General features: G+C 45.6%; 17 protein-coding genes. 8 read left to right on the top strand and 9 right to left on the bottom strand.

Annotated elements, in window-relative coordinates:
• Positions 1-6 precede the first annotated feature (6 nt).
• From DP_RS08620 to DP_RS08645, 6 genes are all read right to left on the bottom strand, one after another.
• A complete protein-coding gene (locus tag DP_RS08620; protein WP_011188936.1) occupies positions 7-1,047 on the bottom strand; it encodes a hypothetical protein in 1,041 nt (346 codons plus the stop codon).
• 109 nt (positions 1,048-1,156) lie between these two features.
• Complete coding sequence (locus DP_RS08625; RefSeq protein ID WP_011188937.1) at positions 1,157-2,557, bottom strand: efflux transporter outer membrane subunit; 1,401 nt, start codon at positions 2,555-2,557, stop codon at positions 1,157-1,159.
• Positions 2,558-5,701, bottom strand: coding sequence for an efflux RND transporter permease subunit (locus tag DP_RS08630; protein ID WP_011188938.1), 3,144 nt, complete (start codon positions 5,699-5,701; stop codon positions 2,558-2,560).
• A gap of 33 nt (positions 5,702-5,734) precedes the next feature.
• On the bottom strand, positions 5,735-6,880 hold the full coding sequence (locus DP_RS08635; protein ID WP_049785046.1) for an efflux RND transporter periplasmic adaptor subunit: 1,146 nt from the start codon (positions 6,878-6,880) through the stop codon (positions 5,735-5,737).
• 67 nt (positions 6,881-6,947) lie between these two features.
• Positions 6,948-7,529 (bottom strand): TetR/AcrR family transcriptional regulator, encoded by a 582-nt coding sequence (locus tag DP_RS08640; RefSeq protein ID WP_011188940.1) that lies wholly within the window; start codon positions 7,527-7,529, stop codon positions 6,948-6,950.
• 218 nt (positions 7,530-7,747) lie between these two features.
• On the bottom strand, positions 7,748-9,019 hold the full coding sequence (locus tag DP_RS08645) for an O-acetylhomoserine aminocarboxypropyltransferase/cysteine synthase family protein (RefSeq protein ID WP_011188941.1): 1,272 nt from the start codon (positions 9,017-9,019) through the stop codon (positions 7,748-7,750).
• 496 nt (positions 9,020-9,515) lie between these two features.
• On the opposite strand from DP_RS08645, the gene DP_RS08650 reads away from it, so the two are divergent.
• The 3 genes from DP_RS08650 (at position 9,516) to DP_RS08660 (ending at position 12,963) form a co-directional block, all read left to right on the top strand.
• Positions 9,516-10,253, top strand: coding sequence for a sulfite exporter TauE/SafE family protein (locus tag DP_RS08650; protein ID WP_162096644.1), 738 nt, complete (start codon positions 9,516-9,518; stop codon positions 10,251-10,253).
• A 69-nt stretch (positions 10,254-10,322) separates the two neighbouring features.
• Positions 10,323-12,029: a Na+/H+ antiporter NhaC family protein gene (locus tag DP_RS08655; RefSeq protein WP_011188943.1), complete on the top strand. Its 1,707-nt coding sequence runs from the start codon at positions 10,323-10,325 to the stop codon at positions 12,027-12,029.
• 148 nt (positions 12,030-12,177) lie between these two features.
• On the top strand, positions 12,178-12,963 hold the full coding sequence (locus DP_RS08660; protein WP_011188944.1) for a J domain-containing protein: 786 nt from the start codon (positions 12,178-12,180) through the stop codon (positions 12,961-12,963).
• On the opposite strand, the gene DP_RS08665 is transcribed toward DP_RS08660, so the two are convergent.
• Together DP_RS08665 and DP_RS08670 are read right to left on the bottom strand one after the other, a co-directional pair.
• On the bottom strand, positions 12,934-15,501 hold the full coding sequence (locus DP_RS08665) for a DNA internalization-related competence protein ComEC/Rec2 (protein ID WP_011188945.1): 2,568 nt from the start codon (positions 15,499-15,501) through the stop codon (positions 12,934-12,936). The genes DP_RS08660 and DP_RS08665 overlap by 30 nt on opposite strands.
• Before the next feature lie 62 nt (positions 15,502-15,563).
• Positions 15,564-16,739, bottom strand: coding sequence for a 3-deoxy-D-manno-octulosonic acid transferase (locus tag DP_RS08670; RefSeq protein WP_041277814.1), 1,176 nt, complete (start codon positions 16,737-16,739; stop codon positions 15,564-15,566).
• Between the two features lie 157 nt (positions 16,740-16,896).
• Here DP_RS08670 and DP_RS08675 point away from each other — a divergent pair, with 157 nt between their 5' ends.
• Positions 16,897-17,664, top strand: coding sequence for a 16S rRNA (uracil(1498)-N(3))-methyltransferase (locus DP_RS08675; RefSeq protein WP_011188947.1), 768 nt, complete (start codon positions 16,897-16,899; stop codon positions 17,662-17,664).
• On the opposite strand, the gene DP_RS08680 is transcribed toward DP_RS08675, so the two are convergent.
• Positions 17,639-18,313: a metal-dependent hydrolase gene (locus DP_RS08680; RefSeq protein ID WP_011188948.1), complete on the bottom strand. Its 675-nt coding sequence runs from the start codon at positions 18,311-18,313 to the stop codon at positions 17,639-17,641. The two genes, DP_RS08675 and DP_RS08680, sit on opposite strands and share 26 nt — an antisense overlap.
• Positions 18,314-18,689: 376 nt before the next feature.
• On the opposite strand from DP_RS08680, the gene DP_RS08685 reads away from it, so the two are divergent.
• The 4 genes from DP_RS08685 to DP_RS08700 all read left to right on the top strand — a co-directional run bounded on the left by DP_RS08685 (position 18,690) and on the right by DP_RS08700 (position 25,044).
• On the top strand, positions 18,690-19,871 hold the full coding sequence (locus tag DP_RS08685) for a phosphoglycerate dehydrogenase (protein WP_011188950.1): 1,182 nt from the start codon (positions 18,690-18,692) through the stop codon (positions 19,869-19,871).
• A gap of 126 nt (positions 19,872-19,997) precedes the next feature.
• Positions 19,998-20,939 (top strand): DUF362 domain-containing protein, encoded by a 942-nt coding sequence (locus DP_RS08690; RefSeq protein ID WP_162096645.1) that lies wholly within the window; start codon positions 19,998-20,000, stop codon positions 20,937-20,939.
• A gap of 134 nt (positions 20,940-21,073) precedes the next feature.
• Entirely contained in the window at positions 21,074-21,661 is a 588-nt protein-coding gene (locus DP_RS08695) for a Maf family protein (protein WP_011188952.1), read from the top strand.
• Positions 21,662-21,723: 62 nt separating this feature from the next.
• On the top strand, positions 21,724-25,044 hold the full coding sequence (locus tag DP_RS08700; protein ID WP_011188953.1) for a HEAT repeat domain-containing protein: 3,321 nt from the start codon (positions 21,724-21,726) through the stop codon (positions 25,042-25,044).
• Positions 25,045-25,300 lie beyond the last annotated feature (256 nt).

Here is a 25,300-nt window from a genome sequence, read left to right on the forward strand (position 1 = left end):
GAGGCGTCACTGCACTGGGACGAAGGCGAACTCTGTTGTGGGGAATTTATCGCTCACCAAGAGAAACCCTTTGTCCTCCAGGCGGACAATTCCCTCCCAATTTCTGCTCTTACCGGGTAGCGGCTTTAGGGTAATGGCTGCTTTTTTTGTCCGTTTGATTGCCTCATCCTCATACTGCAATTCTACAATTCTCTCTAATCCTCCTGGATTGAGGCCTATCTCATCTTCTTGTAATATATCTGGGTCGCCTGCCAGCTTTTTGTCTCCCCTGTAAAAATAGTTGATTACCCAGAACTTATTGTTCTTATCTGCCGCAGTGGCGTCTGTAACTCTGTATGGCAGGGCAGGAAAGGGGATGTTGTTCTGGCCAGATCTCCTGAGACTAAATCCATGGGCAACAGGCCTTTGATTGACCGACTTTCCGTTAGCCTCATGAATAGAGTAGAGAGAGTGTCCTATAATTACCAATGATTCTTCACTCATATTGGGGATATGGGAGGGTGACTCGACTCGTATGGATCTCTCGATATCGACAAATGAGAGTTGTAGGCTGGAGAGGTCCTCTGCCATGGAGGCGGTAACAATTAGGGCATAGGCCTTGCCTGGACTTGGCTCCACTTCGATGGTGAGAAAGGCCGTATTACCGGAAAAGACAATTGCCTCATAACCCTCAAATCCCGGGAGGATATTCTGCAGATTTGGTCCCTTAAATTCAATTTCAAGGGGGTGCAGGACAGAACCATCTGTGATGGCCTTGTAGATATCTCTTTTATGGAGGGCAAAGATCCTTCCCCCTCCACTTTTCTTTGGGAAATTTGGATACTGTGGTAGGAAGATAAGATAGTCTTTAAACCATGTCAGGCCAGAGATCTCGGCCAAGCGGTTGCTGATGGGGCCTGTTAGCTGTAGCTTCTGTACCTCTTTCACTGCCAGCTCTTCTCTTGGGCCGTTTACGGTGCAAGAGGTGGTAAGGAGGAGCAGGATGAGGGACGGGAGAAGTCGTGATAGGACGAATATCTCCCGAATTTTTTCTATAGTTTTTCGCATGATCTGCTACCTTAGGCTGGTTTAAAAGGGGGGAGTGCTAGCTAGCCTCTGACTAGCCAGCACTTAGGGCCATCTTATTTTGCAAAAGGCCCTTAGGCGAGATGTGCGTTTATTCAAGGGTTGTGCTAAGGCCGCCACCGAGAACCTTGTAAAGGCTTACCTTGTTGGCAAGTTCCTGTCTCTTGATGTCAATTTTGTTCAGCTGGGCAGTAAAGAGGCTACGTTGGGCATCGAGCGCACTGAGAAAACTATCGATGCCCTGGGTGTAACGCATCATGGAGAGATCGTAGGCATTTTGACTTGCGTTCACTAACATCTCTTGGGCATTGAGCTGTTCGCCCAGGGTATCCCTTGCCACAAGTTGATCGGCAACTTCCCTGAAGGCATTTTGAATTGTCTTTTCATATTGAGTAACGGCAATTTTTTGCTCTACCTCTGCAACCTTCAGTCTTGCCCGGTTTTGTCCTGCATTAAAAACAGGAATAGATATCGATGGACCAAAATTCCACACTCCATGATTAAACAGGTTGCCAAGATCATTACTGGCATATCCCAGCTCACCCGTAAGGGCGATGCGCGGGTAGAAGGCAGCTCGGGCGGCACCAATATTTGCCCCTGCCCCCTTCATCTGATATTCGGCCTGTTTGATATCAGGTCGGTTGAGCAGTATCTGAGAGGGAAGGCCAACGGGGATCTCCTGGAGGAGGGCCACCTCCTGTAGGCTTTTTTGCAGGGGTATCTTGCTAAAATCTTTTATCCCTAGCAGGGCGACAAGGCCATTTTTGTCCTGTTGCACCAGGCGGGTATAGAGTGCCTGTTTTGTCCGGGATGTCTCCACTGCAATTTGCACCTGGGCAATATCAAGTTTTGTGGCAATGCCGTACTGGTAACGTTTCATGATGAGATCGCGACTCTTCTTCTGTGCCTTTAGGGTCTTATGGGAGAAGTTCAGGCTTTCGATATCACTGATAAGCTGCAGATAGGTATTTGCCGATTCGGCAATCAGGGCAATAGAGATACTTTTTTGAGCCTCCTCCGTTGCCAGATAGCTGTTTAGGGCGGCTTTACTCAAACTCTGAATTCTGCCAAAGAGGTCAAGCTCATAGGATGGCATTGTCAGGCCTGCTTTATACAGGTCCTGGGCAGGAGTGCCATCTGGTTGATAATTGGCAAACTGGCCTGAGCCAGTGGCATTGATCTTTGGAAAAAGATCGGCGCGTTGGATATTATAGGTCGCCCGGGATTTTTCAACGTTGAGCAGGGCAGTCTGTAAATCCTTGTTGTTGTCGAGGGCAAGTTGTACCACATCTCGTAGAGATTCTGAGAGGAAGAACTCCTGCCATGGAATGTTTATGGCAAGTTGGTTTGTATCTACTTCTGACTCTATGCCATATTCTCCCGCCTTCCAGGTAGCAGCAGTTGGTGTTTCCGGTTGCTGGTATTCTGGGATCAGCACGCATGAAGAGAGCATGGTGGCGGCTAAGAGCAGGGTCATATATCTTTTTTTCATTTATTCTACCTCGCTGTCTTTTTCGACGATTATCTCTTCCGGTTTTTTGCTAAGGGACATTTTTTCAACGATTACAAAGAAAAGTGGTACAAAAAAGATTGCGAGAAATGTCGCCGCAAACATTCCACCTATAACAGCTATGCCAATCGCATTTTGACTTGCGGCACCGGCACCACTGGATGTGGCAAGTGGTAGTACGCCAAGGATAAAGGCCATGGAGGTCATGATGATTGGTCTGTAGCGCAGTTCAAAGGCGGTGAGGGCCGCATCCATAAGGGTATGGCCGTCTTCGTAGAGTTCTTTTGCGAACTCAACGATTAAAATTGCATTCTTAGCGCAGAGCCCAAGGGTGGTGAGCAGGGCTACTTGGAAATAAATATCATTGTCCATGCCAAAGGCCGAGGTGGCGATAACTGCTCCAATAATACCCAGAGGCAGGACAAATAGTACGGAGAAGGGGATGGACCAACTCTCATAGAGGGCTGCTAGACTGAGGAAGACAATGAGAATAGAGATGGCGTAGAGGGCCGGAGCTTGGGATCCTGAAGCACGCTCTTCGTAGGAAAGCCCTGACCATTCATAACCAATACCCTCAGGGAGCTTTTTGGACATCTCTTCCATCTCTGTCATCGCCTCACCGGAACTGACTCCTGGTGCATTGGCTCCCAGGATGTTGATGGAGGCATAGCCGTTAAATCGTTCAAGACGAGGAGAACCGTAGTTCCAAGAGGTCTTGGTAAAGGCGGTAAAAGGAACCATTTTCCCCGAGGAATTTTTGACATACCACTCTTCGATATCAGTTGGTTGCATTCGTGATTTGGTAATTCCCTGGACATAGACTTTTTTTACTCTGTTTTTGTCCATAAAGTCATTGACGTAACTCGAACCCCACGCTGTTTGCAGGGTGTCATTGATATCGGCGATAGCAAGGCCAAGTGCTCGAGCTTTTTGGAAATCTATCTCTATCTTAAATTGAGGGACATCGTTGAGACCATTGGGGCGAACGCCGACCAATTTGGGGTTTTTTCTGGCCATGCCCAGTAATTGGTTACGTGCCTGCATCAGTTTGTCATGGCCAAGGCCTACATAGTCGATGAGCTGGAAGTCAAAACCCGATGCGGTACCAAGGTCGATGATGGGAGGAGGATAAAAAGCAAAGATCATTGCATCTTTCACCTCGGACATGGCTCGCATAATTTGATTTGCAATGGCCATAACGCTCTGGTCTTTTCCCTTTCTCTCTGACCAATCCTTCATATTGAGGAAGCCTAAAGCGGTATTTTGGCCATGACCGGCAAAGCTAAAACCGACGATGGTCATATATTGCTCGATGTTCTTGGTTTGTTCTGTTTGCAGGTAGTGATCAAGTTGTTTCATTGCAGCTTCTGTTCGTTGTGCTGATGCCCCGGCAGGGGTCGAGGCCATTACCATGAGAACACCCTGATCTTCGTCTGGTAAAAATCCCGTTGGCATTTTCATGAATAAAAAGCCAAGGGTAACAACGAGTAGGGCGTAGATGATAAGAAAACGGAAGCTGCGTTTGGCAATGTAGCCGGAGGCTTTTTTGGTCCCACTCCGTGCCCGGTTGAAGGTTCGGTTGAACCAACCAAAAAAACCAGTCGTTTTCTCGCCATGCCCCTTTGGAACCGGTTTTAAAAATGTGGCACAGAGGGTTGGGGTCAGGATCAGGGCGACGAGCACAGAAAGTGTCATTGCTGAGACAATGGTAATGGAAAATTGGCGATAGATAGCACCGGTAGAACCACTAAAGAAGGCCATGGGAACAAAAACAGCAGAGAGCACTAAAGCGATACCGACGAGGGCGCCGGTGATTTGATCCATGGATTTACGGGTGGCCTCTTTGGGCGAGAGTCCCTCTTCGCTCATGACCCTTTCAACGTTTTCTACCACAACAATGGCATCATCCACTAGCAGACCGATGGCAAGTACCATGGCAAACATGGTGAGGGTGTTGATGGTAAAGCCGCAGACATGTAAAATAGCAAAGGTACCGAGGAGAACAACCGGTACGGCAAGGGTAGGGATCAGTGTTGCCCTGAAATTTTGCAGAAAGAGAAACATAACAAGAAAGACGAGGAAGATAGCCTCAAACAGGGTCTTTACAACTTCTCTGATGGAAATTTTTACAAATGGCGTTGTGTCATAGGGAAAGCTGTACTCAACTCCAACCGGTAGGTATTCGGCCAGTTCTGCCAGTTTTGTTTTTACCCGAGCTGCGGTATCCAGGGCGTTGGCTCCCGTTGCTAGACTTATACCAAAGGCGGCACAGGGCTTTCCCATTCGTTTAATGATGGTGCCGTAGGTTTCAGCACCAAGTTCAACGGAGGCAATGTCGCTTAAGCGTACCTGAGATCCATCTGTGTTTACCCGCAGGATAATATCTTCAAATTCATCAACGGTCTTTAAACGTGACTGGGCAAGTACCGTTGCGTTGATCTGTTGTCCCTGCACAGCAGGCAGGCCGCCCAACTGTCCTGCGGAGACATCGATATTTTGTTCAGAGATCGCCGTCAGTACTTCATTTGTTGAGAGTTGAAAACTGTACATTTTTTGTGGATCGAGCCATATACGCATGGCGTATGGGTCACCAAAGGCCGTTACCGTACCGACTCCGCTAATCCTTGAAATAGGGTCACTTATTTGGGATGAGATAAGATCGGCAAGGTAGATCTGGTCGATATCTGGGTTGTTAGAGTAAAAGCTGGTTACAAAAAGATAACTTGTGGAGGATTTTTCAACAGTAACCCCCTGTGATTGCACCGCCTGTGGTAGCTGTGGCATTGCCGTTTGTACTTTATTCTGTACTTGAACCTGAGCGATATCAGGGTCAGTTCCCGGCTCCAGGGTAACTGTAATGGTTACCATACCTGCTGACTCACTGGTGGAACTGAAATAACGTATATTATCAATTCCGGTCAGTTCCTGTTCTATAACCTGGGTAACACTGTTTTGCAGAGTTTCCGCAGAGGCACCAGGGTAAAAGGCCGAGATGGAGACCTGAGGAGGAGCGATAGTAGGATATTGCTCTACTGGCATGCCGATGATGGCAAGGACACCCGCCAGCATGATGAGTAGGGCGATGACCCAGGCAAAAACTGGACGATCAATAAAAAAACGAGACATTGTCTATTCCTTAACAGAGAGTTTGGTGGAAGACTATTTCTTTGCCGTATCTTGAGGCGCCGTGATTTTTACAGTTGCCTCTGTTCGGAGTCGTTGGAAACCTTCAGTGATAACCTTATCTCCTGCCTTAAGGCCCTCTGTTACAATCCAGTTGTTGCCATAGGATTCACCCACCTTTATTGATACAGAAACGGCCTGGCTTTTATCGTTTATTGTCCAGGCAGAAACTTTTCCCTTCAGGCCACGAATAGCTGCCTGTTGTGGAATGAGAAGAACGTCTACTTCATCCAGAAGCAGGGTGGCATAGGCAAAAAGACCCGGGAAAAGGATCTGTTCAGGGTTGGGAAAGATGGCGCGTAGCTCTACGCTTGCTGTTGTAGGGTTAACGATAACATCGGAAAACTGCAATTTCCCCTGGTGTTGATAGATACCAAGGTTGCCGCCAAAATCGAGATTGACCAGAATTTCCTCGGTGTTTTTCGCCTTTTGTTTCATGACAAGTACCTTGTTACGTACCTCCTGCATGTCTATGTAAATTGGGTCGAGTTGGGTGATCTGGGCCATGAGTGGAGCTTGGTTTGCGGTAACCAAGGCGCCTTCTGTCACGTTAGATTTACCGATAAGGCCACTGATAGGGGCATAAACTTTGGTGTATTTAAGATTGATCTTGGCCGAGGCAACTGAAGCCTCTGCTATGGCAACATCCGCCTTTGCCTGTAGAAGTGCGGCCCAGGTATCGTCGTAGGCCTGTTTACTTACAGCATTGATCAGGACAAGTTGAGCATAGCGCTTTTCTTTGACATTTGTTGATTCAAGGTTGGCATGGGCCTTGAGTAGATCGGCCTTGGCACTATTGTAGACCGCTTGGTAGGGTGCAGGGTCAATTTGGTAGAGCTGGCTGCCTTTTTTTACCGCTCCTCCTTCGGTGAAGAGACGTTTTTTTATGATTCCTGTGACCTGTGGCCGTATTTCTGCCACCTTGTAGGCTGTGGCCCGGGCAGGAATCTGCTGGGTATATTGAATTGCGGTTGGTTTGAGGGTGATGGCAGAAACGGCAGTAGCTGGTGCCTTCTGTCCATCTTTTGTCGGCTCTTCGCTGGCAAAGGAGGAGAGCGGCGAGCAAAATACCAGGGCAAGGGCGAATCCTGTGCAATATTTAACAAATGACGTAGTCTTCATTGATAAGAATCCTGTTGAAGTGTATAGGAGAAACTTTTTAAAGTCACTCATCGTGAGCAATTTTAGATCAGGTTGCCTCCGGGGCAAGTGCTTTTTTCATAAAATTGAGGTAAGTGGGAAATAGATTCGGCGTAGGGGCTATTGTTAGTGTCATATGTCGATCAATCCCTATTGAGGTGGCAATAAAGAAATGCGCTGTTGTATGTGGATCCATCTCCCGGATAGAGCCATCCTCTATACCTCTCTTTATTAAATACTCAACCTGAGCTATAGAGGTGTCGAAGAACTCAAGAAATATTTTTTTTGTCTCCTCATGTTGGTAGAGCAGGCTTGGGACAAAATTGGGCAAAACAAAGACGAGGGTACTGCCCTCTTCACGGCGTAAGTCATTACAAAATTGGGCATATTTTATAAGAGCCTCCATGCCTGTTCCCTCGTTGGAGGGGAAGAATTTTATCGCCTCCAGCTGGGAGTTGATGATGGAAGAGAAAATATGCAATAATATTCCTTCCTTATTTGCAAAGTGGTAAAAGAGTGTCCCCTGTGCGACCTTTGCCTTCTTGCGGATATCCGAGGTGGTTGTTTCTCGGTAGCCTTTTTCGGTAAAGAGCTCTGTGGCGGCCTGGATAATAATTTCTTTTTTGGTCATTTTGTATGATAGTAAAAGTGTAAGGTATTAAAACGTCATTAATTATCTAATAATCTAGATATGATGTCAATAGAAAGCTGTGCTTTTATGTAGAAGACTGACCAGTCAGTCAAAACAAAACAGGCTTGATCTAAGGGGAAAGTTAGGAGGAAAGGTCTGCTGTGGAAAGTTTGCGCCTGCGATCAGGGCGCAAACTTTCTGTTAAGCTCTGTTGGAAATTATAGCTGGGCTAGGGCCTGCTTAAAATCGGCAATGATGTCATCTATTTTTTCAATACCAACACTTACCCGAATAAGCTGGGGCGTAATGCCTGCTTTTTCCAGGTCCTCGCTGCTGAGTTGGCGATGGGTCATGCTGGCAGGGTGGAGAACGCCTGTTCTTACATCTGCCACATGAACAACAATTGCGGCGAGCTGGAGGGAATTCATTATTTTTTCTGCGTCCTGGGCTGATCCTTTTACGCCAAATGTTAAAACGCCACTACCCGCACTGAGGTATTTTTTGCAGAGGGCATAGTTGGAATCAGCTGGGAGCATGGGGTACTTTACCCATTCAACCTTGTCATGCCCGTCGAGGAACTCTGCTAAACGGAGAGCATTTTCAGAATGGCGCTCCATGCGTAGATGTAGGGTTTCAAGGCCAAGGTTGGAGAGAAATGCATTTTGTGGTGTTTGATAGCAACCAATATCACGGATCCACTGAACTCTTGCCTTAACAATGTATGCTGCCTTGCCAAATGTTTCTGTATAGGAGAGGCCATGGTAGGAGTCATCGGGCTCAGTCAGGCCGGGGAATTTGCCGTTTGTCCAATCAAAATTTCCGGAATCAATGATAATACCACCCACACTGGTGGCGTGGCCGTCAATGTATTTTGTTGTTGAGTGGGTCACTATATCTGCGCCAAGCTCTATGGGGCGACAGAGAATTGGGGTAGGAAATGTATTGTCGACAATGAGAGGTACGCCCATTTCATTTTTAATGGCGACAAATTTCTCAAAATCGAGCACGTCGGTACCGGGATTGGAGAGACTCTCACCGAAAATGAGTTTGGTATTGTCTTTAAAGGCAGCCTTTATCTCTTCGGGACTGGCGGCAGGGTCAACAAAGGTTACTTCGATGCCCCATTTCTTCATACTGTGTTTGAAGAGGTTAAATGTACCACCATAGAGGGTGGCAAGAGCAATAAAGTGATCACCTGCCTGGCAAATATTGATCACAGAAATTGTCGAGGCCGCCTGTCCGGAAGAAACAGCAAGGGCACCGACGCCACCCTCCATTGCTGCAATTTTATCCTCAAAGACCGCGACTGTTGGGTTGCTGATGCGCGAATACATGTGTCCGGCGGCCTTGAGATCAAAGAGATCTGCAATTGCCCCTGCTGTATCATACTTAAAAGTGGTGCTCTGGGCGATGGGAACAATACGTGGCTCACCATTTTTAGGCTCATAGCCTGCCTGTACTGCAAGTGTGTCAATATGCCAGTTCTTCATAAATTGCCTTCTGTGGTTATGCCAACATTTCCCCCTCTGCTTGTCTGCAAAAGGGGTATTTTGTTGGCTTATGCTTGTCTTTTTTTTCAAGGAAAAGAAAATTATAAACGATCTCTTTTATCTGTCAACAAAGGAGAATAAAAAATGGTGCAAAAGCATATTTGCTTAAATAAAGTTTGCTCTTCCTCTTTTTTAGGCGATGAATATTCAGACAAGGGTCGGTTGATTTTTCGTCTCTTCTGTTGAAGAAGGCTATTTCGTAGAGCTGATGGCTCATTATTATATACCTTAATAGATTGTTATAGTTATATATCTTTATATGACAGGTCTGTTTTTTTGTAGATGAATAGAGGCATGAGGAATGAGTTTTTACTGCGACTCTTTCGGGGAAAAAAGATGCTAAAAAGTGCTATTTTCGGTGGAAAACTGGCGAAAGATAGTATAAGGTGGGCGATCTTCGTTTTTTTCATCTATTTTCTGAATGAATGGTGGTTTGATGGCCAGTTTGGTTGTTTTTTTTGCGTGGATGTTAGCGGGCTTTGTCAACAACATTGCGGGTTTTGGGGCTGCGATGGTTGCCATGCCCATTATTGCTATATGGAGTGCCGTGGTTGGCGAGAGTATTAGTGTCGCTGTGCCAAGCTGTACTCTTATTGTTTTGGCCCTGAATGTACAACTTGCCTGGTCACATCGTAGCTATATTCAATGGGCTCGGTTGAAGTATCTTGTCATTGGCGGGATTTTTGGTACCGCAGTTGGCATAAAGGTTTTACCCCTGCTTTCCGAGACAGTCCTCCAACTCTCCATGGGAATTTTTCTTATACTCTATGGCGGTCTAGGCCTGATTCGTCGAGAAAAAAAACAGGTTGCCATAAGTTCAGTTTGGGGACTTTTGGCGGGTATCCTGTCAACGATACTGGGATTGGCCTTTGGCTTTAATGGACCACCTCTTGCTGTCTATGTGGCTCTTACCCGTTGGCCGCAGGAGGCAGTTAAGGGGATTTTAAGTGCAGCCTTTATTCTTTCCTGCCTGATAATTCTTGTTGGCCAGATATTGACAGGCCTGCAAACTCTCACAACATTTTTAACATTTCTACTTGCCCTGCCTGGGGTACTCTGTGGTGGTTTTGTGGGAATCAGGGTGTCGAAGCGATTAGGTGAGCGCTCCTATAGAACTATTATTTTTGTCGGTCTTATCTTTATGGGACTTTCTCTGCTTGTGGCTGCGTTTTAACTTTAGTCTAAAGTGTTGATATATTTGTTTTAAATGTTTTATTAGTTAATAACTAAAAGGAAGGGAATTATGCGAAAAAGAGTTTTATTGTTTCTGACTGTGACAGCTTTGGTGGCAATTTGCCAACCAGCATGGGCAGCAGATTCGAGTCTTGGACCCCAGAATGCGGTAAAATTTGGTCTTTTTACCCTTGTACCACCGCTTGTTGCCATTGTTCTGGCCTTTATTACCAGAAACGTAGTGATATCTCTATTTCTCGGTGTGTTTTCCGGCGCTCTGATGCTTGAGACTAAGGGCCTTGATCTCTATCATGGCTTTTTGAATGGTTTCTTGCGTGTCTCCAATGAAATTCTTTCCTCCCTTGCAGATTCTTGGAACGCGGGTATTATTCTCCAGTGTTTGGCTATTGGTGGCTTGATTGCCCTCGTCTCTAAGATGGGTGGGGCTAAGGCCATTGCCGAGGCCCTTTCAAAGAAGGCAACAAGCCCAAGAAGTTCACAGTTTGTTACCTGGGTACTTGGTCTGTTTATCTTTTTTGATGACTATGCAAACTCACTGACTGTGGGTCCTATTATGCGTCCTGTAACCGATAAGATGAAGGTTTCCCGTGAGAAACTTGCCTTTATTATTGATGCAACGGCAGCTCCCATTGCCGGCATAGCCCTTATCTCTACCTGGGTTGCCTATGAGGTGGGTTTGATTCGTGATGGACTGCAGGGGATTGGGCTTGAAATAAATGCCTATGGACTTTTTGTCGAGACCATTCCTTACCGTTTCTATAACATCTTAATCCTCTTTTTTATCATTGGTACTATTTGGTTCATGCGTGAGTTTGGCCCAATGTATAAGGCAGAGCAGCGTGCCAGAACCACCGGTAAGCTACTTGCTGACGATGCAAAACCAATGGTGGCTGATGAGGCAACAGATTTAGAGCCGGATCCTGATGTTAAGGCCAGTATCTGGTATGCAATTATTCCAATTGGTACCCTTATTGTCGCTGCCTTTCTCGGCTTCTATTTTAACGGTTACGGATCGGTAATGGCTGGAGGTAATGCTGCTCTTGTTACCCTGTTAAAAAATGATCCAATGAGCTTTTTGGCAGTACGAGAGGCCTTTGGCGCCTCCGATGCCTCCGTTGTGCTCTTTCAGGCAGCGCTTATTGCTGGCCTTGTTGCCATGGTAATTGCCGTAGGAAAAAGAATTCTCAGCATGGAACAGGCGGTTTCTACCTGGATTCAGGGAGTGAAATCTTTGAATATTACCGCCGTTATCCTCCTGCTTGCCTGGTCTCTTTCCGGTATGATTAAGGAGCTCGGCACCGCATCCTATCTTGTTACCGTTCTTTCCGATGCAATCCCTGTATTTCTGCTCCCTGCAATTGTCTTTATTATGGGTTCAGTTATATCCTTTGCAACGGGAACATCCTACGGAACAATGGGTATTTTAATGCCACTCTGTATTCCGCTTGCCTATGCGCTCTCTCCAGATCATTCATACCTTATTCTCAATGTGAGTGCGGTATTGACCGGCGCTATTTTTGGCGATCACTGTTCCCCTATCTCGGATACAACGATTCTCTCCTCCATGGGTTCTGCCTGTGATCATATTGATCACACCAGAACACAGCTTTATTATGCGGTTCCCGTAGCGCTTATTGCCATTTTCTTTGGATATATCCCGGCAGGTCTTGGTATGCCTATTCTTTTGGTACTTCCCATTTCGATTCTGGCTGTTTTTGTCCTCATACGCGTTGTTGGCAAGCCGGTAAGCAATTAGTCCTGTAATTTTGTCTGGTATCAAGCCCTTTGAAGATTTCTTCAAAGGGCTTTTTTTTGTTTTTGTCCTATGACATTATGTAGATAATGATTAATTTGTTTTTGTTCCTGGTTCTAATAACTATTAAAGAGATAGATGCGGCATAACTATGAAAAATTATTATGAAATACTGGGGCTTGATAAAGACTGTACGAGCGATGAGTTACGACGAAAATATCGCAAGCTTGCCATGAAGTATCACCCTGACCAGAACCCTGATAATCCCGAGTTTCAAGAAAAATTTAAGGAGATTGCCGAGGCCTATGGTGTCCTCAGTGATTCCAAAAAACGACAGGAGTACGATAGATTTGGGGCCGCAGGAGGTGGTTTTGGTGCCGGCACCACCGGCTTCTCCTATAGCCAGGAAGAAATTTTTCGTGATCTGTTCAATGATCCCCAGTTCCAGCAGATGTTCAGTACCATTTTAGGTGAGTTTCAGAAATCCGGTCTGCGTTCAAATCCTGAATTTGTCCAAAAGAGTTTTTTTGGTAAACGGGGTGGAATGTTTCTTGGTGGGGTAATGTTTTTGGGCTCTCTGGCAGGCCAGGTAGCAAAGGCAAAGATAAAAGAAAAACTTCCAAATAAAGAAACCGTTATGCGTTCTCTAGGCCGGCGGGTGGGAAATTTTCTTGGCTACGGCGAGGAGAAAAAAAAGGTAGCTGAACAGCTACCCTTATCCGGTGATATTGCCTATACTTTGGAGCTTAGTCTGGAAGAGATGAGAGTAGGAAAGACCGTGGAGATCTCTGTGCCTCATTCCGGGGGTGAAGAGCATTTTAAGGTGCAGGTTCCTGCCGGCTCAACTGTTGGGCAAAAGTTGCGTCTGCGGGGTCGTGGTGCCGAGTCGAGTCAGGGTAGGGGCGATCTATATCTTGAGCTTGGCCTGCCTGGCTGATATTCCTTCAAAGAGGAGGCGTTTCTCTTTGGGGAGGAGAGGGTTATCCGCTCTTTTCTCCAGTCCCTCTATCCGGTAGCGGCCATCTTTTATTTGGATATTTATGGTGGTGTTATTGGCTGTTAGATAGTAGGGAAGCAGGAGTCTGTTCAGCCGGGCTATTATTTTTTGATGGGGGAAAGACTCTCTGCGGCTGGGGCTTGAGGAGATGATGATGGCTCCGGGAGCAACGGCTCGTAAAAAATCCTCTGTGCTTGACGTCTTGGAACCATGATGACTGGCAAGTAGTATATCAGAATGGATATTTTGCTTAAGTAAGGCTTTTTCCGCTTTGGCATGAATGTCTCCTGGAAAGAGAGCCGTGATGCCTCCCAACTTTGCCTGCAGGATAATACCCATATTTCTTGCCACTCTCTTGCCCTCTTTCTCTCTGCCAGCAAAATTATAGATACACGAGATAAGGCCTTTGCCAAAGGTGAAGGTGTCTCCCTGCTGGGCAATAATTACCTCTATTCCTTTCGCCTCTGCCTCTTGGATAAGAGCGGAAAATCTTACCCCGTAACCTAAACGACTGGCAACAATGATCTTTTTGATGCCGAAATGCTTCAGTAAGAAGGGCAGGCCATTTGTGTGATCGCTGTCGCCATGGCTTACAAAAATGGCATCGAGGTTCGAAATTCCCCTATACCAGAGAAAGGGGGCAATAACCCTACTGCCAACTCCCGGTTGCAGATAGGCAGAACCGCCTCCGTCTATAAGTACCCTGTAGCCACCTTCCATCTCTAAAAGAGTTGCACTTCCCTGGCCAACATCGATGAAGCTGATAGAGTTTGTTCTCTGTAGAGAATTGAGGATGCCTGTGCTTGGTAGCCAGAGGAGGAGGAAGGCTGCGCCGATGAGTATAGAGGCAAGAACTGTCCCCCCTCTCCATAGGCCTCTTAAAAGTAAGAGGATGAAACCGAAATAGTAGAGTACTATCAGCCAGATGGCAGGTGTGGTTGTCCATATCTGGACAAAGGGTAGCCTGGCACAGAGGTCGGTGAAGGAGATACTGAGGAGGAGTCCCCATCCTCCCATATGTAGTAAAATTTCACTGAGGCCGGGGAGGATATATTTAAGGGGGATGGCGAGGATGCCAAGGGGCAAGCTCCAGAGACAGATAAGTGGTTCGGCAATGAGGTTGGTGATCGGGCCAATGAGGGATATGCGATTAAAGTGGAAGAGAGAGAGGGGGAGGATTGCCAGAGTGGCAACCGTTGAAACGAGTAGGGCGGCTAGGATGATATTTTTGCTGATGAGTAACCATGAAATTGCACGACTTGTCTCCTTTGGTGGGGGGAGGAGGCGCTTTTGTAGTTGAGGGATGACAAGGGAGATGCCCACCACCGCCGCAAAGGAGAGTTGGAATGATGCCGTAAAAATTTGCTGTGGATGAGAGAGGAGGATCAGTAGTGCTGCGCAGGCAATGAGGGTGATAGGTGATTTTTTTCTATCAATGCACAGGGCAAAGAGGACAAGGCTTATCATGATAACTGCTCGGACCACTGGGGTATTTGTTCCCGTTATTAGTGAATATAAGAGGAGAAAGGGCAGACAGGTGAACGCTGCTATCTTGTGAATATCATAGTGGAGTAATATATGGTTTGATTGTCGCAGGCAAAAAAGTATCAGGCCATAGAGCAGGGAAAAAATAATGGCCATATGCAGACCTGAAATTGCCAGGATATGCATGAGCCCACATGTTTTGAAATTTTCCAGGACCGGTGTTGGAATAAGAGCACGGTCTCCCAAGAGGATGGCGCGGTATAATCCCGCAGTTGCAGGTTCTGTTTTGTCGATAAATTCTCCAAAATCAGAGCGGATTCTCTCGGCAAGATAGAAGATGTTTGGTTTCGGGGATTGGGGGAGATTTTCTTTGTTAATTTTGCCAATGTGGAGGGGAGAGGCAATAGAGCCGGTGATCCAAATATCCTTTCTGGCCAAAAAAAGAGGATAGCTGAAGATACCTGCACCCTCATAGCCAACGGGCTTTTTGCATTTTGCCCGGATGGCCACCATCTCTCCCGGTTTGATTTCCTCGGGCCATTTACCCTGCAGATAAAGGGATATTTTTCCTCTGGTTGGTGTCAGATTTTTTTTCAGGGGGTATTGGATATAAAGTCCATCCAGCAGGACCTTGGTGACGTGAGGAGAGGAGATTACCATGGAGTCCAAAACGCCAATGAGGGTAAGCTCTTGCGGAGTAGATATCTTCTCTCTTATATGGAGAGGATTTCTGGGCCCCAGGGCCGTTTGCTGGGTCTGGAGTATGCCGAGGAGAAAAAACAGGAGACAAATGCTGAGCAGGCTTGCTGTTTTGTTCCGTAAAAAAAGAATCAGGACGGCCAGGCCGAGGAAGGCTATGCGGGTAGGGTCCACTCCGAGCAGATTGTATGTGCCGAGTAATATACCGAGACTGTAGGCAATGACAACAGCCGTGAGCAGGTAATAGCTTACCAGCCCTGTGAGAGTCTTTTTTGTTTTGTGATAGGGGAGCACGGCCGCCTCAAGAAGATTGTGTGTCCCCTTAGTTTGGCATAGAAAAAATAAAAAGGGTAATCTTATCCATCAAGCAGTTGCCTGATATAGTGCATATGCCTTGGGATTACGCCCTGTTGTTTCTCGATGCATCGATGGGCCGCATCGCCCATCTCCTTCCTCCTTGTCTTAGACTGGAGAAGCTGATTGCAAAGACTTACCAAGGTTTGCTCAGAAACCTCCAGTGCGCCACCTGTCTCCAGGAGGAGCTGCCGTATTTCCCTGAAATCAGACATGTGTTTTCCAAAAAGTACGGGGATATTCATCAGGGCGGGTTCTATGGGATTGTGCCCACCGTAATCGATAAGACTTCCTCCCACAAAGGCGATTTGGCCCAGCTTGTAAAAGTGGATGAGTTCTCCGAGGCTGTCGACTATCAGGACATCGCTCTCCTCTGAGATATTTTCAGATCTCCTGTTGGCGCTGAGACTGAGTTCTCTGGCCTTTTTTTGGATTTCTGCACCGCAGCTGATGTTACGTGGAGCAATAATGAGGCGGGCATTTTTGTTCTCTGTGATAATTTCCCTGAATGCCTGGAGGATGATATCTTCTTCTCCGGGATGGGTCGATCCTGCTATAATAAGCTGTTTTTCCCTTGCCAGACGGACAAAGAAATCTGGTAGTGGATTTTTCTTTTTATTGAGAACTGTGTCGAATTTCAGATTGCCCAAGGTCAGTATTTTTTCCGGACTGATCCCTAAGGAAAGCATGTTTTTTCGATCATTTTCTGTCTGCATAGAGAGGAAGGCGAAGTTTTTAAAGATGGGTTGAAAGAAGAGGTGAAAGCGTCTATAACGTGCCATTGATTTTTCTGATATTCTTCCATTTACCAGAATTTGTGGGATCTTTTTGCGCCTTAAGATGGTGGAGAGGTTGGGCCAGAAATCTGTTTCTACCTGAATATAAATATCCGGCTGTATTCTCTGCACAAAGAGATAAACAGCAGGTAGTATGTCAATGGGAGAACTGATAATGCTATCAACGTAGGGAGAGGCGACCGTCTCGGCAAGTTTTTTGCCTGAGCTTGTGCTCACTGTCATAATGATTCTGGCCCGAGGCATATTCTGGCGTAGGGCGATGATGAGGGGAAGTACTGAGGTGACTTCGCCCACGGAGAGGGCATGGAGCCAGATGCACTTCTCTCCTGCCTGACCGGTGCTTATTGTCTTCTTGATCCCATAGCCTAAACGTTTTGGCATGGTAGTTCTGTATTTTTTCTTGGCCCAGATAAATAAAATTATAAGAGGCCATAGGCAGAGCAAGACGATAAGTTGTAGTATATTGTAGAATAAAATCATGTTGTTGTTGTGAAGTGATTATCTGAAAATTAAATTTTCCCCTGAGCCCTAAATTGTCATGAATATAATACTTTTTGAAGAAAAAGAAATCAGTAGTACTTATCATATCCAAATTACCGATCATCGGGCAAAGCATATTGTTAAGGTCCTGCGTTCTCAGGTGGGGGACAGGGTGCGGGTAGGGGTGATAGATGGTGGTCGTGGAATGGCAAAAATAGTTGCTATTAAGCCAAAATTTCCATTCTCTGTGGACCTTGATATTCAGCTTGAGACGACTCTTCCAGAAGAGAAACCAGTTATTGATCTTGTTCTTGCCCTGCCTCGACCTATTATGCTGCGGAGGATATTGAGTCAGGTGACCAGTCTGGGAGTAGGGCGTATCTTTTTAATTGATAGCCAGCGGGTGGAAAAAAGCTTTTGGCAGGCGAGTCTCTTGCAGAATGAACAGTATCGTGAACATCTGCTTATAGGACTTGAACAGGCAGTGGCAACGCGTCTGCCCGAGGTAAGCATCTATCCTAAATTTAAGGGGTTTATGGATGAGTTATTGGTCAAAGACCTTGATGACTATTCTGCTTTGATTGTGGCCGATCCTGCAGGAACAAACACTTTTTCCGAGGCCCTTCGGCAGGCAGGTGGTTCCCTGAGGCAGGGTGGCAGGGTTTTGCTCTGTGTTGGTCCGGAGGGTGGTTGGGTGCCAGCAGAAGTGGATCAATTTTCAGGCTGTGGTTTTTCCATCTGTACTATTGGTGAGCGTATCTTGAAGGTCGATACTGCAGTTATTGCTTTGCATAGTAGAATTATGGCATTGCGAGAAATCCTCTGATAGCAGATATGTCAGTTGGGTGGTAGTGGTAGATTGTACCTGATAGCAGAAGCAGCAGTAGATAGGTCAGTAGGCTTATGGGGCGATTTTTGGAGTAGAACTTCAGGGCTGATCCACTGGATCTCTTGAGCCTTGGCAGTAATCCATGTTGGAAGGATATAGAATAGAGCTCATCAATAATAAGATGACTCAAACAGCCGGAAAACACGGAAAATCCTACTATCAGGGCAAAGGTTGCGCCTGAGTTTATAAAGAGCAAATAGCCCATCTCCCCCATTAACAGGCAGAAGGGGATGCTATGCAGTATCCCTCGGTGGACGGTTAATTTTTTTACCACTCCATAGAGAAAGTAGTTAATAAAGAAATAACTACAGAAGAAGTATAAAAATAAAAATTCAGGGGTTGGTTGCCTCTCCTGCTGTATCAGGCTAAGCATAAGGGCGGGGATAATCAGGGATATTGAGGTGAATAAAAATCTGAGTGGTTTGCCAGAATCACTGTCTAAATCTGGCAGGGTGCCTCCTATTGCTCCTAAGAGAAAAACAGTGGCTGTTTGACTGATTGAAAAGTCAAAGGAGACCGTGCTCAGGGTGGATATTGCAAAACCAACGCAGGCTCCTGCGGTTAGATGTGTTGAAAAGTTTGCCATTTTATTTTCTACTCGCTTGTTATTTATACTAATTATCCTGTGTTCGCGGTCGTAGAGGCAAGGTATATTGTATATTGACCTATTTTACAAACCATAAAAAAAGTTCGGGTGATCCTTGTTGGGGAATACGCTTACCAAGAGCCAATAAATCTGTGTAATTGGTAAAAAAAGACTAAGCATTTGCTTTTTTCGTAAAAGTAGCCTTTTGACATAGATTGTTCTTGTTTTTATAGAAAAATATAAAGAAAGAAAGGTGTTGACCGGATTGAGAGAGATGTATATTCTGGAAATCGTTTTGAAGTACTTGATAAGCAAAAATGATGGTTTATGTATAGAATTGTAGCAGGATTTTACGAGGGTAAAGGAGAACGGTGTAATGACAGTTTATAGAGTAAAGAAAATTAATAAGATAGCTCCTGAAGGCCTTGAGCTTTTTACTGATAAGTTTATCGTAAATGAAGATGAAAACGATCCTCAGGGGATTATTTTACGTAGTTCTCCTGTTGACGTTGATGATTATCCATCCTTGCTTGCTGTTGCCCGGGCAGGTGCCGGAACAAATAATGTTAATGTAGAAAGAGCTACCAAGAAGGGTATTTGCGTATTTAATACCCCCGGCGCCAATGCTAATGCCGTTGTAGACCTTGTTTTTCCTATGTTAGGTGTGTGGAAGCGTAATATCTTTAACGGTATTAACTTTTGTAAATCTCTTACCGCAGTAGATCCCGATAAGGTAGATAGCGTTGTTGAAGCGCAAAAATCTGCCTATAAGGGAGAGGAGATAGCGGGTAAAAATTTGACGGTTGTGGGGCTTGGTCAAATTGGTGTTCGTTTGGCAAATGGTGGTATTCAGCGTCTTATGAATGTAAAGGGCTTTGATCCTGCCCCGGCTCTTGAAAATATTCATCAGCTCTCTCCTCAGGTACGTGTCTGTCGAGCTTTAAAAGATGCGGTGAGTGACGCTGATGTGATAAGTTTGCATCTTCCCCTGAACGATCGAACTAGAAATCTGGTTAATGCAGAGTTTTTGGCGAAGGTGAAAAGGGGAGCAATCCTTATTAACTATTCAAGGGCTCCAATCGTAGATGAGCAGGCTGTTCTCGATGCCCTTGACAGCGGTCAGCTTGGCGCTTTTCTTTCTGATTTCCCCACTGCTAAAACCATTGGCCATGAGAAGATTTTGACGACGCCACATCTTGGGGCGTCTACTTCTCAATCCGAGGGTAACTGCTCTACCATGGCGGTAAAGGAGCTTTCAAGTTATCTTAAATATGGAAATGTCGTTCACAGTGTAAACTTTCCTAATATAGAGTCTACTCCTGCTGATACTGTTAAAAACAGACTTATTGTTATTAATAAGGATGTTCCTGGTATGATTGCCAATGTTTCCAATATATTCAGTGGTTTTAACGTGAATATTGTAAGCTATCTCAACCAGTCAAACGGTGCCATTGGTTATAATATTATTGATATGGAAGAGACGATTCCGGAAGAACTTGTGGCAAAAATTGTTGAACTGCCCGATGTTATCAGAACTCGAGTAATTGAATTTGCTTAGAGGGATGTTTGTTATTCTGGCGTAAAGTTGGAGTGACTGGAGTCTGTTAAAGCGCTCTTTTTCTAAAAAGCCGCTCTCGCCATGCGAGAGCGGCTTTTTTTTTATCTTTTTTCCTTAGGTGCTGTTGTGGATATTGTAAGGCAGCTGTTTCCTGTGGCCCTTGGCACATGTTCTGACTATCAAACTCTTTTGCTGGATGATCGTCTGTCTGCCCTCTCTCTTGCCGCCGGTTTTTCTCCACCTGCCCGAGGGGCGCGGGTGCTCTTGAAACCTAATCTTGTCAGTGCCAGAGGGCCATCCTGGGCCTGTACCAATGCCCTTTTTATTCGCGCTGTCGCCCTTTGGTTTTTAGAGCAGGGGGCTCATGTGGCCTTGGGTGATTCACCGGCATTTGGTTCCGCCCTGGCGGTGTGTGAGGCACATGGCATTTCTGCTGCTCTTAAAGATTTGAATATTCCCATTGTTGAATTTGACCGTAAGGAGAGCTGTCGTTTGAGTTGCGGAATAGAGGTGGGGCTGGCCAGGGCCGCTTTGGATTGTGATCTTTTGGTTAATCTGCCTAAGATCAAGGCCCATAGTCAAATGTATGTGAGTATGGCCGTGAAAAATTGTTTTGGGCTTATTACAGGCCTGCAAAAGGCTATGCTCCATATGAAACATGGGGAGGGGCATGAACGCTTTTCTCGTTTAATTCTGGATTTGCAAAAATTTATTCCTGAACAACTTGTTATCGGTGATGGTATAGAGGTTATGCATCATACGGGGCCGATTAAGGGAAGAAAGCTTTCTCTTGGTTGCCTGGCCGTTGCCCAAAACAGCGTAGCCTTTGATACAGCGATGCTCCACGTTCTCGGTTTGCCCTCGGAGAAAAGTCCCCTCTGGCAGGTTAGTCACCGAGCGGGCATGGCGGAGAGTAATATTGAGCAAATTGCCTTTCCTGGTCTGCCTGCAGACTTTTTTTCTGGAGCAGGCTTTGTGGCACCCGCTAATCTTGACCCCATTAGATTTAGGTTCTTTCGTTTTATTTGTGGTATGTTAAGGAGATTATCTGTTTCAGATAACGGTTAATTGGTAGAAAAATTTGGGCCTGATGTTTTTTCTTGTTAATATCTTAATAAGGATATCGGCCATATTACTGGTCCGCTTTTTGGGATTTTGCTCTTAGGCTTGTGCAAAAATAATAAGTACAAGCAGGAAATTTTATGTATAAATGTGACAAACCCTTGATTCTTGCCTCTTCATCTCCCCGTAGAAAGGCATTTCTGGACCAATTAGGGCTGGAATATTCCGTTAGGGTCAAGAGTATTGATGAGTTTGCTCAACCGGAAGAATCCCCCGAAGCCTTTGTCTGTCGTATGGCCCTGGAAAAGGGGAGTGCTGTAAGCTATCAGCATCCCGACTCCTGGGTGATTGCAGCAGATACAATAGTTTGTCTGGATCAAAAAATACTTGGTAAGCCACGGGATAGTGAAGATGCTGTTGCCATGTTATGTAGATTAGCTGGAAGGTCTCATACGGTGATGACTGCATTTGCCATTATCTGTGAAAAAGAGAAGATCAGTGAGGTGCAGTTGGTGGAGACTTCAGTCTATTTTTCTTCTTTTGGTGAGGTCGAGGCGCGGGCCTATGTGGCTACCGGGGAACCTCTGGATAAGGCGGGCAGTTATGGAATTCAAGGGGTAGGTGCTCTTTTTGTTAGAAAAATAGCAGGATCCTATTCCAATGTTGTCGGTCTACCTCTTGCTGAACTTGTTGAGCGCCTTCTGTATTATTCTGTGATAAGTATTTAATAGAGTATTTATTTTGTCTTTTTAGGAATCTTTATCTCAACCTTCTGGGAAATTGTAACTTTATGATAAAATATAATATAGAATCATCTGAAATAGGGATTCTTATGGCCTTTAATGGAGCCGTGGTGACATGTCGGCTCTATCCAACATCTGCTCCCCAGGTGAAAACTAGCATGGAGCGGGCCTATAACCTTTTCGGAGATTATTTGTCGAAGCATGATTCATTTTCTCTTGCCATGGTTGATGGATCCCATGCTGTAAATCATAAGGTTATTCCTCAGCGGACTCTGGATGGCTTGATCAATCTTGTTGTTTATCGTCAACTCCAACTACTTGGTTTGCAGGAACTACTCTTTGAGCAGGACTTAGATCGGTTTACCTTTTCTCAGATTGTTTCGGTCTTTGTTGCTAAGCGAGAAAAAATAGAGAAGGAGGGCGGGGGGCGTGAATATGTTACAGCCCTGGGCCTTATATCCTGTTTTCGGGAAAAATTTGTTGGAACCCTGTTGGCGGAAAAGGAAAAAACAAAGATAAAGGCTCTGGAAAAACTTATAGAGGTCTTGCTCGGTAAGACTGATATTGGTCAGGTAAGGGTAGAGCTAGAGGCTGTTTTAGCAAATGAAGCAATGGGAGCAGAACTGCTTGCGGCAGGGATTGGTCGTTTACTTGGCGTGCTCAGTAAGAGAAAGGGCGCCTTCATTGCTGAAGAATTTAATGGTATGTTTGTTCGGGTGAGTGAGCTTGTCGCAGGGGAGGGGCAGCGAGAGCTTGCCGTTGCCTTGGCAAAACTTTTAGTAGTCGATTTGCAGATTGCAGCTCTGGCAGCTCTTTTGGGGCAGGATTTTTCTTCTGTGTTTGGTCAACAGCTCTATGATGCCCTGGTGCGACATCTCAGCGTAGAGCAACTTATCAAGGTGCAAAAGCTGTATCAATACTATATTGCTAGGTTTGAAAAAACGCATCCAAAATCTCATAAGTTGGCAGCGATTAAACCCGCCTATGAGCATCTGGGCGATCATGAAAGGGTGAAGGCCTTTTGGCTCAAACAGATCACAGTGGATGCATTGCAGCAGGCAGAGGCGGAACGTCTCAATAGCCGAATGAGTAATATGCTTGCCCTGTTACTAGGTGGTAAGTACCTATGTCTGTCAAATAATGAATTTTTGCAGAATCTACCCGACTTGATTCTCTCTCTTGCTCAGGAGGAGGATGAAAGAGGGGGTGAGGTTTTGAGAGTTCTTGCCGATAAGCTTACCTCTCTTCAGGGAGAGAAACAACGGAATCTGGCTACAAGTCTGGTTTTGGTTGGTGAAAAACTCCTGCTGGAAAAAAAATGGAAGTGGTTGCGTCCCATTAGGGCATGCTTTGTTTCCTGGTTGAAGAAGTCGAATGTAGGCGATGCCCTCTATGAGAGAATTGCCTCTATTCTCTCTGATATAATGCTTGCAGAGAAGGGTGCTGGCTTTATTGAAGAATTCGATGAACTTCTGTTGCTCTTTTATCAGTTACGCAATAACGAGATAAAAAAAGATGCTACTGTTCAGGCTATTATTGCCCGGGTACAGGATAGGGCTATTGATAGAAAATCTTTACCCGTTGGTTTGGCAGATTGTTTGTTGATGCCGGATGATGTGCAGGTAAGTAGGCGGCTTGTTTGGCAGGGACCGATAGCTATTAGGTATTTGATTGATGAACTTATCTCTTCAGAAAAAACAGAGCAGCGTCTTAAAATAATAGATTTACTTCTTCAGGGTAAGGTGGCTCTGCCACCCGTGATTTTTGAACGTCTTGATGAAGATATGCCGTGGTACGGTAAAAGAAATCTCATTAAGTTATTGGGGAATACAGGCAGTGAAGAGCATGTGGAAAAGATCTTTCCCTATATAAAACATCGAGATTTACGCGTTCAGCGGGAGGTCTGCCTCTGTCTCTCTAAAATTGGTGGAAGCAAAAAGAAGGAACTGCTTTTGCAGGCCATTCAGCAGGCCGATGATGTCTTTCGTATACAGCTTATCCAGAGTCTGGGGCCTTTGGTCGATGAAGAGGTCGCTACTGCTCTGGTGCAGCTTTTAGGTGAGCTTGCCGTCTCAAGAGAGGTCAGGAGCGCGGAGATTATCCTGGCCATTTTAAAGGTGCTGAAAAAATGTCCATTTCTCTTTGTGGTTGAGGCCTTAACGGCTTTTCTGGATCTTCGGCAAGAGGGAGGAGCTTTTTTATCTAAAGATTTATGGAGAAGGGTAGAACAGGTTCGTGATCATCTTGCAGCCCTTGTTGCTCAGAATGGCAAGGGGGCTCATGTTGGGGTGAATGAGCTACGTAAAAATAAGCAACGACAAATTTCTCGAATGACAACGCCATCCGCATTTATTACCGAAGATCATCTTGAGCGGCAGGCCCTTAATGCCTTTGAGGAGGGTGAGCAGGATCAGGGAGGTCGGTTGCTTCTTAAGCTCATCAGTAAACTGGCATGCAATGGCAAGTTCTCTGAGGCTGATAAGGTCAGGGATTTATTGATAGAGACAGCTCCATATCTTTTGACGGATATTATCAGGGCAGCAGAGATTATTGAAGAGGAAAAGGCGAACTCCATTGATAAGGGGCATGTCGAGATTTGGCATGAACTCTATGATTTTTTGACGACGGAAGAGTTTAGCGTGCTCTATCATCGCCTTCAGCATAAGAGGTTGTTTAACGATGAGGTTATTGTCTCCCAAGGTGATGTGCAAAAATCTCTGTACTTTATTAACTCTGGCAAGGTGAAGCTCTTCTATAAAAAACAGGAGGCTGAAGTTCTTATAAAAACATTGTCTCGTTGTTCGGTGCTGGGTGCGGGGGCCTTTTTTGATGCCTCTGTATGGACCTTTGCCGTCTCTTCTCTTGGTAGAGTTGATATCTCTGTGCTTGATTTTAAAGATATTCAGGAATTGGCGGAGGAATATCCTTCCCTTGAGTCAAAGCTACATGATTTCTGTGTCAAGTTTGAAAAAATAGAAAATTTCTTTAAATCATCGAAGAATGATAGAAGACAAAATCAACGGGTTAAGGTGTCAGGGAGGATCTCCAGTCACCTCTGTGATAATCAGGGGCGGCGTGCTGGAGTGATGCCTAAGGGAGGACTGTCCGATATTTCAGCGGGAGGGATTTCGTTTTTTATCCGTCTCTCCCGAAAGGCACATGCCCAGGTCTTATTGGGCCGTATGCTTCGGGTACAGTTGCCAGATGCCGACGGAGAGGTTGCCCTTATGGGAGAGGTGGTGGCGGTTCATGCCCTGCAAAATATTGATAACGAGTACTCTGTTCATGTTCAGTTTGAGCAAACCTTAGGTGCGTCCCTGTTTAAGGGAATTCTTTTGGCCTTAAAGAGGAAAAAGATGGCCTCTTAGCTGTATTAAAGGGGGGCTCCTCTTATATAGGGGGAAATTATTTTGCCAGTCACTGTATGGAAGGGGATGGTTGATAATTGGCTTTTATCTCTAAATGCTTGACTTATGGCGTTTGGGTAGGCATTCTATGAGGACAGTCTGTTTTAGGGGAGAAAAAATGTTGACAGTGACCCTTAAAACCTGTACTTTGCCGCACCTTCTGAGCACGGGACAATCGCTGAAAGCAATTGATTCTGAGCCGGATGGCAGGACAAAA

The organism is Desulfotalea psychrophila LSv54 (assembly GCF_000025945.1).
In the GTDB taxonomy this organism is placed as follows: domain Bacteria; phylum Desulfobacterota; class Desulfobulbia; order Desulfobulbales; family Desulfocapsaceae; genus Desulfotalea; species Desulfotalea psychrophila.